This is a genomic window from Citrobacter sp. Cpo030 (assembly GCF_030333005.1).
GTDB lineage: Bacteria > Pseudomonadota > Gammaproteobacteria > Enterobacterales > Enterobacteriaceae > Citrobacter > Citrobacter portucalensis.
In genome coordinates this window covers 16,384-28,776 of the sequence record NZ_JAOWGT010000037.1, presented here as the reverse complement: position 1 = coordinate 28,776, position 12,393 = coordinate 16,384, and the positions used below count along the sequence as shown (strand labels likewise).

Below are 12,393 nucleotides of genomic sequence, written 5' to 3'. Positions count from 1 at the left end.
TGTAGGCCGGATAAGGCGTTTACGTCGACATCCGGCAATTGTTCTGAGTCACAGCCCCAACAGTAGCTGTCTTTCCATTTGTGGATCCAGCAGCGTGACGTGTAATCCCACCAGCCTGACGCCTCGCCCTCCCCTACGCTCGTCCCAGGTCTTGCGCGCTGTCGTAATTAAGTCATCTTTATTTAAGCGCGGCCAGACGTGCTCCTGCGTAGTCTGCTGAAAATCATTAAACTTGAGTTTTATCCCCTGGCGAGCGATCAGCAGATCCGGTTTAACCTTTGCCAGACGCCGTTCCAGTTCGGGATAGAGCCGTTCTATTATCGCCTCACACTCCGACCACTCGTGAATATCTTCCGCCAGCGTACGCTCCACACCGACGGATTTACGCAGCCTGTCATTGTTAACGTCCCGTTCGTCAATCCCCTGACTGCGCTCCCACAGCACGCGACCAAACTTGCCGAAGCGTTTGAGCAGCATTGCCAGGTCGTATTTTTGAACATCTTCGCAGGTACGTAATCCCATTGATTCCAGCTTAGCGGCGGAGACTTTGCCAACGCCGGGAATTTTGCCTAACGGTAATGTTCTGAGAAATTCAGGAACATCGGCAGGGGTAATCACATATTGCCCATTGGGTTTGTTGAGATCGGAAGCTATTTTTGCCAGAAATTTTACCGGCGCAATTCCGGCAGAGGCGGTTAACTGTAACTCGTTAAAAATTGTCTGGCGGATTTCCTGAGCGATCAGCGTAGCTGAGCCGTGGCAGTAGGTGCTGTCGGTCACATCCAGATAGGCTTCATCCAGCGAAAGTGGTTCTATCAGCGAGGTATAGCGGGAGAAAATAGCCTGAATCTGGCGGGAGGCTTCTTTATAGGCCTCGTAACGACCAGGTAATAAAGTGAGATGCGGACACAGCTTTAATGCCATTCCAGTTGGCATTGCGCTACGCACGCCAAATTTGCGCGCCGGGTAATTGGCCGTGCTGATGACCCCCCGACGTTCTCGACTGCCGCCAATAGCAATGGGAATATCACGCAGGGCGGGGTTGTCGCGCATTTCCACCGCCGCGAAAAAGCAGTCCATATCGACATGTATGATTTTACGCATCGTTTGTCTCCCACATCACTGTTTAAGTATACAGTATTTTTATGTTGTGAGAAGTCTGGTTGTACCTAATGCTGAGCCGTTCCTGACCCATTATCCATCCAGCACGATTAAGACCCAATGAAGCGCAGTAACCAGCAAAATACGCCAGTGTCTGACTGCCTTTAAGCGCAATTTTCCGTATAAAGAAAAACTAAAGTGTAAACGCCGCACGAGAGACTTGCGAAAAACTCTCTTGGTGCTAATGTGAGCGCTCCAGATCCAGATTTATCCGATTTGGGGATTCTTTTTGCCGTCCTGGCGTGTGTGATCGTTTTATCAAGGAATAAGCAGTATGCGTAAAATCGCATTTTTTCTTGCGATGCTTTTATTGCCGTGCGTTTCATTTGCCGGTTTGCTGAGCAGCAGCAGCCCGACTACGCCTGTCAGCAAAGAATATAAGCAGCAATTAATGGGCTCCCCCGTTTATATCCAGATCTTCAAAGAAGAGCGAACCTTGGATCTGTACGTCAAGATGGGCGAACAGTATCAATTGCTCGACAGTTATAAGATCTGTAATTATTCCGGTGGCTTAGGGCCAAAACAGCGTCAGGGTGATTTCAAAAGTCCGGAAGGATTTTACAGCGTTCAGCGTGGACAGCTGAAACCAGATAGCCGCTTCTATAAAGCGATTAACATTGGTTTCCCTAATGCCTACGACCGCGCACACGGTTATGAAGGTAAATACCTGATGATCCACGGTGCCTGCGTTTCCGTCGGCTGCTACGCAATGACCGACAACGGCATTGATGAGATTTTCCAGTTTGTGACCGGTGCTCTGGTGTTCGGGCAGTCCAGCGTACAGGTTAGCATTTACCCGTTCCGCATGACCGATGCCAACATGCAGCGCCATAAGTTCTCGTATTACAAAGATTTCTGGGCCCAGTTAAAGCCGGGATACGATTACTTTGAACAAACACGTAAACCACCGACCGTCTCCGTCGTCGATGGTCGTTACGTCGTCAGCAAGCCGTTGAGTCACGAAGTGGTTCAGCCGCAACTGGCATCAAACTACACGCTCCCCGAGACAAAATAATGCCCACTCGCCTGGCATAATCTTTTGCCAGGTTTCATTGCCGGTTAACGGTTGAGTGGCAATCACGGTGACCACATCATTGGGTGTGGTCTCTGAGCTAAAATCGATTTCCACATCCTGATCCAGCAATGTCGCCACGCCAAACGGCGCACGACGCGTGATCCAAAACAGGTTGGTCGAACAGAAGGCCATCACATAGCGTCCGTCAGACAACAGCATGTTGAAGACGCCCTTCTCCCGCAGTTCTCCTGCCAGCATCGCGATATATTTAAACACTGCCGTCATATTGCCAGGCGTGCGCGGATAACGCTCCGTCAGCTTGTGGAGCAGCCAGCAGAACGCTTTTTCGCTGTCGGTTTCCCCGACCGGGCGGAAATTTCCGGTTTCCAGCGATTTATAGCCACTGAGCTGTCCATTATGAGCATAGGTCCAGTTACGCCCCCACAGTTCGCGGGTAAAGGGATGGGTATTTTCCAACGCCACTTCGCCACGGTTCGCCTGACGAATATGGGCAATCACGGAACAGGATTTGATGGGGTAGTCTTGTACCAGTTTGGCGATAGGCGAATTAAAGCTAGGTTGCGGATCTTTAAACGTACGGCAGCCCTTACCTTCATAAAACGTAATACCCCAGCCGTCTTTGTGCGGCCCGGTCCCTCCGCCGCGCTGAACCAGCCCAGTGAAGCTAAAGCAGATATCGGTTGGCACATTGGCGCTCATCCCGAGCAGTTCGCACATACATCACCTACCTTAAAACCGTGAACTGCCTGATGGCGCTGCGCTTATCAGGCCTACGTGGTGCTCATGTAGGCCGGATAAGGCTTCAGCCACCATCCGGCAATCGTCTTCTTATGGTTTAACCATCTCTTTTTCGATCAGCTGGATCAGGATATGGATCACTTTGATATGAATTTCCTGAATACGGTCAGCGTAGCCAAAGTGCGGCACGCGAATTTCGATATCCGCGCTGCCCGCCATTTTGCCGCCATCTTTACCGGTCAGGGTGATCACTTTCATCCCTTTCTCACGCGCTGCGGCAATCGCTTTAATTACGTTACCGGAATTACCCGAAGTCGAAATGCCTAACAGGACATCACCTTCACGACCCACGGCTTCTACGTAGCGAGAGAACACATAATCGTAACCAAAATCGTTGCTGACGCAGGAGATATGGCTAACGTCAGAGATTGCGATAGCAGGGTAACCAGGACGGTTTTCACGATAGCGTCCGGTCAGCTCTTCAGCAAAGTGCATCGCGTCGCAATGGGAACCGCCGTTACCGCAAGAAAGCACCTTACCGCCCGCTTTAAAGCTGTCTGCCAACAGAACCGCCGCGCGCTGAATGGCGTGAATATTGGCGTCATCTTTAAGAAAATTAGCCAGCGTTTCCGCCGCTTCGCTCAGTTCGTTACGAATAAGATCCTGGTACATGAGGATATCCTTCAGCATGAATGTAAATGACAAGACGCAGTGTACCGGATAGCGCTACCAGCGAGAAGTACAAGCCACAGGAATGGCTGTCGCTTTTGATTTTTTGTGCCGGTTAAAACAGCAACAATGTGAGCTTTGTTGTAATTATTTTGTAAACACATTGCTAAAAGAATTTACATCCACTACAAACATATCATCACAAGTGGTCAGACCTCCTACAAGCAAGGGAGCTTTTCGTTATGATGATTTTGAGTATTATCGCTACGGTTGTTCTGCTCAGCGTTCTGTTTTATCACCGCGTGAGCTTATTCCTCAGCAGCTTAATTTTGCTCGCCTGGACGGCTGCGCTTGGCGTGGCTGGCCTGTGGTCAGTCTGGCTGCTGGTTCCTCTGGCCATTATTCTCGTACCGTTTAACTTTACGCCGATGCGCAAATCTATGATCTCTGCGCCGGTGTTCCGCGGTTTCCGTAAAGTCATGCCGCCGATGTCGCGTACTGAGAAAGAAGCGATTGATGCCGGTACAACCTGGTGGGAAGGTGACCTGTTCCAGGGCAAGCCTGACTGGAAAAAACTGCATAACTATCCTCAACCGCATCTGACCGCTGAAGAACAGGCGTTTATTGATGGTCCAGTGGAAGAAGCGTGCCGCATGGCGAACGACTTCCAGATAACCCATGAACTCGCGGATCTGCCGCCGGAACTGTGGGCATATCTGAAAGAACACCGCTTCTTCGCGATGATCATTAAGAAAGAGTACGGCGGGCTGGAATTCTCAGCATATGCTCAGGCTCGCGTTCTGCAGAAACTCTCCGGTGTTTCCGGGATCCTGGCGATCACCGTTGGCGTACCTAACTCATTAGGCCCAGGCGAACTGCTGCAACATTACGGCACCGAAGAGCAGAAAAATCATTACCTGCCGCGCCTGGCTCGCGGTCAGGAGATCCCATGCTTTGCTCTGACCAGCCCGGAAGCAGGCTCCGACGCAGGGGCGATCCCTGATACCGGTGTGGTCTGTATGGGCGACTGGCAGGGCCAGCAGGTGTTGGGTATGCGCCTGACCTGGAACAAACGTTATATCACGCTGGCCCCTATCGCCACGGTACTGGGTCTGGCATTTAAACTCTCCGACCCGGAAAAACTGCTAGGTGGTGAAGAAGATCTCGGCATTACCTGTGCACTGATCCCAACCTCAACGCCGGGCGTACAAATTGGGCGTCGTCACTTCCCGCTGAACGTGCCGTTCCAGAACGGTCCGACGCTGGGCAAAGATGTGTTTGTACCGATTGATTACATCATCGGTGGTCCGAAAATGGCCGGTCAAGGCTGGCGCATGCTGGTGGAATGCCTGTCTGTGGGACGTGGTATTACCCTGCCGTCTAACTCGACGGGCGGCGTGAAATCGGTCGCAATGGCCACCGGCGCGTATGCGCACATTCGTCGCCAGTTCAAAATCTCCATCGGTAAGATGGAAGGTATTGAAGAACCGTTGGCACGTATTGCCGGTAACGCCTACGTGATGGACGCTGCGGCATCACTGATTACCTACGGCATTATGCTGGGTGAAAAACCGGCGGTGCTGTCGGCTATCGTGAAATATCACTGTACCCACCGCGGGCAGCAGTCAATCATCGATGCGATGGATATCACTGGCGGTAAAGGCATTATGCTTGGCGAAAGCAACTTCCTCGCCCGCGCTTATCAAGGTGCGCCAATCGCCATTACCGTAGAAGGTGCCAACATTCTGACCCGTAGCATGATGATCTTCGGTCAGGGTGCGATTCGCTGCCATCCGTATGTTCTGGAAGAGATGGCTGCGGCACAGAGTAACGATGTGAATGCGTTCGACAAGCTGCTGTTCAAACACATCGGTCACGTTGGCAGTAACAAAGTACGCAGCTTCTGGCTTGGTCTGACACGTGGCTTAACCAGCAGCACGCCAACCGGCGATGCGACCAAACGTTACTACCAGCACCTGAACCGCTTGAGCGCCAACCTGGCATTGCTTTCAGATGTGTCCATGGCCGTACTGGGTGGCAGTCTGAAGCGTCGTGAACGTATCTCCGCGCGTCTGGGCGATGTGTTAAGTCAGCTGTATCTGGCCTCCGCGGTACTGAAACGTTATGACGATGAAGGCCGTAATGAAGCGGACCTGCCATTGGTTCACTGGGGCGTTCAGGATGCGTTGTACAAAGCGGAACAGGCGATGGACGATCTGCTGAAAAACTTCCCGAACCGTCTGGTCGCGGGCTTGCTGAACGTGGTTATCTTCCCGACCGGTCGCCACTACGACGCTCCGTCTGACAAGCTGGACCATAAAGTCGCGAAGATTTTGCAGGTTCCGAGCGCGACTCGTTCTCGTATTGGTCGCGGTCAATATCTGACGCCAAGCGAGCATAACCCGGTTGGTTTGCTGGAAGAGGCGCTGCTGGACGTGATTGCAGCCGACCCTATCCACCAGCGGATCTGTAAAGAGTTGGGTAAAAACCTGCCATTTACCCGCCTCGACGAACTGGCGCACAATGCGCTGGCGAAAGGGCTGATTGATAAAGATGAAGCCGCGATTCTGGTGAAAGCCGAAGCGAGCCGCCTGCGCAGTATCAACGTGGATGACTTTGAACCCGAGGAGCTGGCGACTCAGCCGGTAAAGCTGCCAGAGAAAGTGCGTAAAGTCGAAGCCGCATAACGATATACGCACAACGTTTAGCCCCGCTTAATGCGGGGCTTTTTATTGCCACATTTTCATTAATGCTCATGCTACAGTGTCAAAATGTTGTTCAACGAGGAGCCTCGATCGTGCCTGGTTTGAAAATTACTCTGCTGCAACAACCCTTGATCTGGATGGATGGCCCGGCCAACCTGCGCCATTTTGACCGACAACTGGAAACCGTCGCCGGACGTGATGTCATCGTGTTGCCCGAGATGTTTACCAGCGGATTTGCCATGGAAGCGGCAAATAAATCGTTGCCGCAAGAAGAAGTCGTAAGCTGGATGCGTGCCAAAGCGCAACAGACCAACGCCCTGATCGCGGGCAGCGCTGCTACCCAGTCTGAACGCGGCCCGGTAAACCGCTTTTTTCTGGTTGAGCCCGAAGGTAATGTGCATTTCTACGACAAGCGCCATCTGTTCCGCATGGCGGACGAGCATCAGCATTACCATGCGGGTGACGCGCGCGTTATTGTTGAATGGCGCGGCTGGCGCATTCTGCCGTTGGTCTGTTATGACCTGCGTTTTCCGGTATGGTCGCGCAATCGCAACGATTACGACCTGGCGTTGTATGTTGCCAATTGGCCTGCGCCGCGTTCGCTGCACTGGCAGCTTCTGCTTGCCGCACGGGCGATTGAGAACCAGGCTTATGTAGCAGGATGTAACCGCGTGGGCACAGACGGTAACGGTCATCATTATCGCGGTGACAGCCGGGTGATTAATCCGCAGGGTGAGATTATTGCCACCGCCGAGCCGCATCAGGCCACACGCATTGACGCCGAACTGTCACTCTCAGCGCTGCGCGAGTATCGCGAGAAGTTTCCCGCCTGGCAAGACGCCGACCCGTTCACGCTATAACTATCGCCTTCACTCCCGCTGCACAACGTTTTCCGTGGCGGGATTGTTTCACTCCGTAACCAACCGCAAAACAAATTCGCGTGGCGACATGCGGCGGGCATCGTATTCTGCAAAGGATAATCACTCGCAACCAGCGAGTGACTGACAATGTTAATAATTCCCTTATCAGGATCTCGACATGAAGAACTTCTTACGCATGACTTTGCTGGCGGCTACCTTAGCGGGCGCTTCTTTTAGTACGCTTGCAGCAAACGTATCCAATGTTCCTGCTCCAGCTCAGGACCCTGTCGTTCAGCATCTTAAGCTGACCAACGACCAGGTGGCGCAGATTAAAAAACTGCACCAGCAGCTTGAAACCAACGTCAGCCAGATTTCGGTGAAAGATGTTAAAGACGGCGCGTTGATTGACGTCATCAAGTCCGGGAAATGGGATGAAGCTGCCGTTCAGAAACAGCTTTCTGCGTTCAGCAACATCGAACAGCAGGCGCGTTATTATCGCGTAAAATACTATTTTGACCTGAACAAAGTGCTGACCCCAGAACAGCGCCAGCAGGTGCAAAAAGATATCGCACAGACGCTGAGCGAGTAATTTTCAGAGCCTGAGTCAGCAATGATTCAGGCTTTTCGGTAAAATTTCCTGCTCGAACAGAAAGCCCTGTACAGCATCTGCGCCGCTCATACGGCAAATGGCATAATCCTGTGGTGTTTCTACCCCCTCAATGACAACCCGTTCACCCAGCCCACGAAATTGATTGACCAGAACCCTCAACTGCCACTCCGATGTTCTGAACTGATGAAACATTCCACTTTCAATTTTGATGGCATCGAAACGGATGCCCGACAGCCGCCAGACAAAAAATAGCTCAGGCGAAACATCATCCAGCCACACGCGAAACCCGTGACGCACCAGCGTTTTTACGGCAATGCATACGGCCTGCTGCTCTGCCTTATCCAGGCGCATCATGGAGCCCGGATCCTGAATCTCAATAACAATCCTCCCCTGATGCCCCTGCTTTGTGAGACGCGTGATCCATGACAGACTGGTCAGCATCCTGACGGATAAATTCAGCGAATAGCTTCCCGAGAGGGCCAGCACCCGCTGCATTTGCCATAGAAAAAGCTGCTGTTTTGCCGTGATGGAAAGGTGCTTGAAAAACAGATCCAGTGGGAGCGGTGTGCGTACCTGGCTTAACACCTCACAAACATCCAGCGATGCGTCATCAAAAAAATGAATGCGCTGCAAACGGATCCCGGTGATCCACAGCAGTTCGGCGTTGCGGGGAAGTTCTGGCACATAACGGGCCTGTTCACTGAATCTGTTCATATCATTCCATTATTTTATTAAAAGGACGTCGTGCATCCTGCAGCCACGGGATACGGCGATCGTTTGGGTATATCAGGCAAAAGCGCGTCGCCAAACGATGCGCCTCGACCAGGTCGCGCTGGTGCAACGCCAGTAAGATTTGCGTGAAGGAGACATTAGGGTCTGGGTGAACGCGCACATAATCAGGCGCCCAGCGGCGAACCGCTTCCAGCCAACGTGCGTCCCGGGTACGCTGATACCGTTGCAGATACCCCATCTGGACATCAAACCGATAGCGACTGGTAAGAAGCCAGCCTCCGACAGGGAGCGGTTCGGCAAGAAGCCACTGCGTTGACTGCCTCTCCGCCAGCGTCAATTGCTGTTGCGTGTGCAGCGTGAGAAGCAGCAATGGCGCGACGGTCAGTAACGAGATAAACCCTGCCGCGCGAATCAGCGACGTTGACGTAAGCACCAGGCGTATTCCCGTTCGCGCGCTGTCTGCACATCGAAGCAACAGGATCAACAGCAGCCAGTGTGGCGTTGACTGCCTGACGGGGTATTCCGTCAACATATGAATAACCACCGGCAGTGCCGCCACCAGGCAGGCGCGACGCCAGCAATTACCGTGCAGCCAGAGCCAGAAACCACCCGCTATAAAACAGAGTACCCCCGCAAGCCCAACCAGACCGCCCTCCACCAGCCACAGCACCAGTTCGTTGTGCGGATGCGAAATGCTGCCCAGCCCCAATGGCCCCGCGCGTTCGAGAAACACGGCAGCAAAACTGCCCACGCCCCACCCCATCCACGGGCGTTCGACAAATAATGCCAGCGACGTTTTCAACACCGTCCAGCGCACTTGAGAAGTCGTCAGATGATCGACCGTGACCACAGACAAAAAATGGCGGGCCGTAGCCCCTATCGCCACGCCTAACGCCAGCGGCAGTAGAAGCAGCAGTAGCGTGCGCCGTTGCGCCGGGAAAACCGCCAGCAGCAGCGCTTCACCGACAACCAGAGACAGGTAACCGGTTTGCGACTGAGATTCATGCAGCACAAATCCCATCATTACCAGGCCTATCCCAATGGCAATTCGATACCCGCCGTGCAGGCGTAAAAAGAGCGGCGCTGACAGCAGCACACCGCATGCCGTGAAGCTGGCCATCAGGTTGACCTGCTGAAATATCCCGTAGGGCCGCGTACCGCGCCGCCAGGCAAACTCCCAGTAATCAACGCCCGGCAAATGCCAGTACTGATAGACAAACGCCAGACATTCAATGACGCACGCCCCCCATAACAGAGCCAGCAGTGCCGTCAGGGTGTTTGCCGTGAGCGGAATTTGTAATGTGACCAGATAGACGCTCACACCGCCCAGTAACGCCCCCGCCACCAGCAGTGCCTCGGCCTGCCAGATATCAGGCGTTTGAAGGCAAAGCAACACCAGGATGAACGCCCCGACCATAAAACCCGCAGCTGGCACAGTGATGCGCCAGCGTTGACGAGGCACCAGCATCAATGCACTTGCAGCCAGTACAACAGCGTAGATCCAGCTTGTAATATTAAGCGGCAACGACAGACCACTGCCGCCGTTGTTCGGCCAGTAGAGATGCATGGCCCCACACCAGAAAAACAGACTAATACCGAGCAATAATTTCTGCGCAGGCAGCGGCGCAATGCGATTCAGTACGTTCATCATGCTACTGATAGTTCAACGTCCAGGTCCCGCTGGCGCTGAACGGACCGTATTCGAGAGACTGATTTTTTATCGCCGATGGCTCCGCTGCGACCCACGCCAAGAAATTCAGCGTCATCGAGCCTTCGGTTATCTCTTTGACTGACGTGCTCTCATCAAGGCGGATTGCCGTGCCGTCCTCTTCGCTCATCCCAATCCCGATCCCTGACGCGCCGCCTTGTTCACTGCTATCCAGCGCCAGATGATCGGTCAGCTCCGCATCCTCTCGGCCGCTGAAGGTAACCGAGATCCCACGGAAAACCTCAGGGTTGCAGTCGCGTAACTGGATGCTGAATTTTTCCGGCTTACTGCGCCCCGAGAGATAGAGATCCTGTGTCGCGATTTGCTTGAAATCGACCTCGATTTTGTCGCCTCCCGGTGCAAGGCTACAGGCCAGCGCTCTGATGGTGCCGTGAAAATACATGTCGCCGCCGACCAGTTTGGTGTCGGCCTGCGCCATGCCACCTAGCAGTAACATACTGGTCGCGAATAACGCCGAGAATCTCATGACATCCCCCTACTGAAACTGCGCGACAACGGTAGCAGAGGCTTCAAATTCACCTTCCTTCACGCTTCCCACGCCCGGCTTTGCCACCGGCGCAGCGGTGAGATTCCAGTCGCCCTGATTCTGGTAAAACCCCTTCACGTTGTAGAATTGATTAGGCACGACGGTGCCACCACTTTCGTCTTTAATCATAATGCCGAGATCGTCGCGCTTTTGTCCGCCGCTCAGCGTGCCAAGGAGATTACCGTTAAACCCCGCCGTACCTGACGCCGTGGTCGTTTGTATACCAAGATTAATGTTCAGCGCACCCTGATCGAAACTCCCGCCTTCACAGACCACATGTATAGGGACTGACTTGCTGTAGTTAGTGCCGTTGAGCCGGGCAGCGGATCCAGGCAAATCGCCAAACTCAATGCTGATTTTGTCTCCCCGGTTGAAGGTGCATTTGTCCGGGACGGTAATCAGCCCGGATTTAATCACCACGCGAGAAATCGCCGTGGTTGGCGTAGGTCCCGCGCTTCCCATGCGCCCGGCCACCTCCACCAGCGACTGGGAAGTGATATTGATGCCATTGATAATGGGTTTAGTGACAATAAACGTCACTTTCCCTTTTGAACCACTTTCAACGTTAGTCGCTCGCGTGTAGCCCTTACGCTTTTTACAGCTGTTGTTGCTGTTGCGGTTTGAAACGTTGGTAAAAGGCGCCTGCACATATTTTTTATAGCCCCCGGCAACCCACACCTGAACTTCCACATCCAGATACTCGTTTAGCCGAAAACGGTTCGCCCCCTGATTTGAAGGCGGCATCGTGGTTGTGGTGGTGTAGTAAATTGGTGCTCGGGAGATGTCAGCCTGTTCGCAATAGAAATTCACCACATACCAGCCACCCAGATTCCATGGGAACGGCTCCGTTCTGCCACCCACGTGGTTTTTGCTGACATCCAGCGAGCTCAGTTCAATATCGTACTGATGCGGCGACCCACCTTCCGGCTCACCTTCTCCCTGTGTAAATGCCTGCCCGGCTATCGGACAGCCTGCCAGCACCACCCACAACAGCGTTTTACGTAATACGCTCATAGATACTCCAGCTTGAGTCTGACCAGACCGTTAAATTCTCCGGCGGTCACCTCTCTCCCAAAAGATTCCAGCGCGGCAAGAAAATGAATGGCGTTATCGCCCGGTTTGAGGATCCACATGCGTTGCGGTTGGTTCAGGTGGATCAACTGGTTGCGTTCGGTCAGTAGCCGAATGCCTGCACCACGCACATCGCCGCGAATGCGCCCCAAATCGCTGTTTTCCGGCGCGCCTTCAGCCATTAGGGTCATCGAAACGCCACGTTCCACCGTGCTATGCGCCAGCTCCGGCATCTCACTGGTCTGCCCGGGGAAATCCCTTAAGGTATGACCGGAGCCCTTTAAACAGCCGTTCAGATACAGCGTGACCAATACCGGATCGCTGCGATCGCCGCCCTGGCGAAAACGGCTGGCGGAAATATCACCAAGATCGATAGTCTGATCGCGGGAGGCCATATCCAGCACGCACGGCGAAACGAACACTCGCCCATGAAAGCGGACGTTGCCATACTCGCCGGACACATTGCTCATATCCTGGCGACCGCTTGTGGCCTGAACCGAGCAGGCCATGCCCGCCATCAGCAGAGCGCAAAGCATCTTTTTCATTTACGAATCCT

General features: G+C 53.5%; 12 protein-coding genes. 4 read left to right on the top strand and 8 right to left on the bottom strand.

Features of this window, described 5'->3' with window-relative positions; all coding sequences use genetic code 11:
• Nucleotides 1-48 precede the first annotated feature (48 nt).
• A complete protein-coding gene (gene dinB / locus OGY37_RS01165; protein WP_149385252.1) occupies nt 49-1,104 on the bottom strand; it encodes a DNA polymerase IV in 1,056 nt (351 codons plus the stop codon).
• 331 nt (nt 1,105-1,435) lie between these two features.
• Here dinB and dpaA point away from each other — a divergent pair, with 331 nt between their 5' ends.
• Entirely contained in the window at nt 1,436-2,176 is a 741-nt protein-coding gene (dpaA, locus tag OGY37_RS01160; RefSeq protein WP_003830823.1) for a peptidoglycan meso-diaminopimelic acid protein amidase, read from the top strand.
• On the opposite strand, the gene OGY37_RS01155 is transcribed toward dpaA, so the two are convergent.
• Nucleotides 2,147-2,914, bottom strand: coding sequence for a class II glutamine amidotransferase (locus OGY37_RS01155; RefSeq protein ID WP_003031388.1), 768 nt, complete (start codon nt 2,912-2,914; stop codon nt 2,147-2,149). The two genes, dpaA and OGY37_RS01155, sit on opposite strands and share 30 nt — an antisense overlap.
• A gap of 111 nt (nt 2,915-3,025) precedes the next feature.
• On the bottom strand, nt 3,026-3,607 hold the full coding sequence (lpcA, locus tag OGY37_RS01150) for a D-sedoheptulose 7-phosphate isomerase (protein ID WP_003031390.1): 582 nt from the start codon (nt 3,605-3,607) through the stop codon (nt 3,026-3,028).
• Nucleotides 3,608-3,846: 239 nt separating this feature from the next.
• Here lpcA and fadE point away from each other — a divergent pair, with 239 nt between their 5' ends.
• The 3 genes from fadE (at nt 3,847) to OGY37_RS01135 (ending at nt 7,758) form a co-directional block, all read left to right on the top strand.
• Nucleotides 3,847-6,291, top strand: a complete 2,445-nt coding sequence (gene fadE / locus OGY37_RS01145) for an acyl-CoA dehydrogenase FadE (protein WP_003830821.1) — start codon at nt 3,847-3,849, stop codon at nt 6,289-6,291.
• 110 nt (nt 6,292-6,401) lie between these two features.
• Nucleotides 6,402-7,169 carry an amidohydrolase gene (locus OGY37_RS01140; protein WP_003830820.1) on the top strand — a complete coding sequence of 256 codons (768 nt, stop codon included), beginning with the start codon at nt 6,402-6,404 and terminating at the stop codon, nt 7,167-7,169.
• A gap of 178 nt (nt 7,170-7,347) precedes the next feature.
• On the top strand, nt 7,348-7,758 hold the full coding sequence (locus OGY37_RS01135) for a Spy/CpxP family protein refolding chaperone (protein WP_003830819.1): 411 nt from the start codon (nt 7,348-7,350) through the stop codon (nt 7,756-7,758).
• A gap of 15 nt (nt 7,759-7,773) precedes the next feature.
• Here the strand turns inward: OGY37_RS01135 and OGY37_RS01130 are convergent, their stop codons facing one another.
• The 5 genes from OGY37_RS01130 to OGY37_RS01110 are packed head-to-tail and all read right to left on the bottom strand — an operon-like array spanning nt 7,774 to nt 12,382.
• Nucleotides 7,774-8,493, bottom strand: coding sequence for an EAL domain-containing protein (locus OGY37_RS01130; protein WP_286618222.1), 720 nt, complete (start codon nt 8,491-8,493; stop codon nt 7,774-7,776).
• A gap of 1 nt (nt 8,494) precedes the next feature.
• The gene (locus OGY37_RS01125) at nt 8,495-10,162 is read right to left on the bottom strand and encodes an O-antigen ligase family protein (RefSeq protein ID WP_286618224.1); all 1,668 of its coding nucleotides are present in this window, start codon (nt 10,160-10,162) and stop codon (nt 8,495-8,497) included.
• Between the two features lies 1 nt (nt 10,163).
• The gene (locus OGY37_RS01120; protein ID WP_003830815.1) at nt 10,164-10,706 is read right to left on the bottom strand and encodes a fimbrial protein; all 543 of its coding nucleotides are present in this window, start codon (nt 10,704-10,706) and stop codon (nt 10,164-10,166) included.
• Nucleotides 10,707-10,715: 9 nt separating this feature from the next.
• Nucleotides 10,716-11,780 carry a fimbrial protein gene (locus OGY37_RS01115; RefSeq protein ID WP_149385248.1) on the bottom strand — a complete coding sequence of 355 codons (1,065 nt, stop codon included), beginning with the start codon at nt 11,778-11,780 and terminating at the stop codon, nt 10,716-10,718.
• Nucleotides 11,777-12,382 (bottom strand): fimbrial protein, encoded by a 606-nt coding sequence (locus tag OGY37_RS01110; RefSeq protein ID WP_048214874.1) that lies wholly within the window; start codon nt 12,380-12,382, stop codon nt 11,777-11,779. Before OGY37_RS01110 ends, OGY37_RS01115 begins: the two co-directional genes overlap by 4 nt.
• Nucleotides 12,383-12,393 lie beyond the last annotated feature (11 nt).

What these genes read in the sequence shown, in the direction of transcription:
- OGY37_RS01155 (WP_003031388.1), bottom strand. Translation starts at nt 2,914, where the DNA reads ATGTGCGAACTGCTCGGGATGAGCGCCAATGTGCCAACCGATATCTGC.
- dpaA (WP_003830823.1), top strand. Translation starts at nt 1,436, where the DNA reads ATGCGTAAAATCGCATTTTTTCTTGCGATGCTTTTATTGCCGTGCGTT.
- dinB (WP_149385252.1), bottom strand. Translation starts at nt 1,104, where the DNA reads ATGCGTAAAATCATACATGTCGATATGGACTGCTTTTTCGCGGCGGTG.
- OGY37_RS01125 (WP_286618224.1), bottom strand. Translation starts at nt 10,162, where the DNA reads ATGATGAACGTACTGAATCGCATTGCGCCGCTGCCTGCGCAGAAATTA.
- OGY37_RS01130 (WP_286618222.1), bottom strand. Translation starts at nt 8,493, where the DNA reads ATGAACAGATTCAGTGAACAGGCCCGTTATGTGCCAGAACTTCCCCGC.
- OGY37_RS01135 (WP_003830819.1), top strand. Translation starts at nt 7,348, where the DNA reads ATGAAGAACTTCTTACGCATGACTTTGCTGGCGGCTACCTTAGCGGGC.
- lpcA (WP_003031390.1), bottom strand. Translation starts at nt 3,607, where the DNA reads ATGTACCAGGATCTTATTCGTAACGAACTGAGCGAAGCGGCGGAAACG.
- fadE (WP_003830821.1), top strand. Translation starts at nt 3,847, where the DNA reads ATGATGATTTTGAGTATTATCGCTACGGTTGTTCTGCTCAGCGTTCTG.
- OGY37_RS01115 (WP_149385248.1), bottom strand. Translation starts at nt 11,780, where the DNA reads ATGAGCGTATTACGTAAAACGCTGTTGTGGGTGGTGCTGGCAGGCTGT.
- OGY37_RS01120 (WP_003830815.1), bottom strand. Translation starts at nt 10,706, where the DNA reads ATGAGATTCTCGGCGTTATTCGCGACCAGTATGTTACTGCTAGGTGGC.
- OGY37_RS01110 (WP_048214874.1), bottom strand. Translation starts at nt 12,382, where the DNA reads ATGAAAAAGATGCTTTGCGCTCTGCTGATGGCGGGCATGGCCTGCTCG.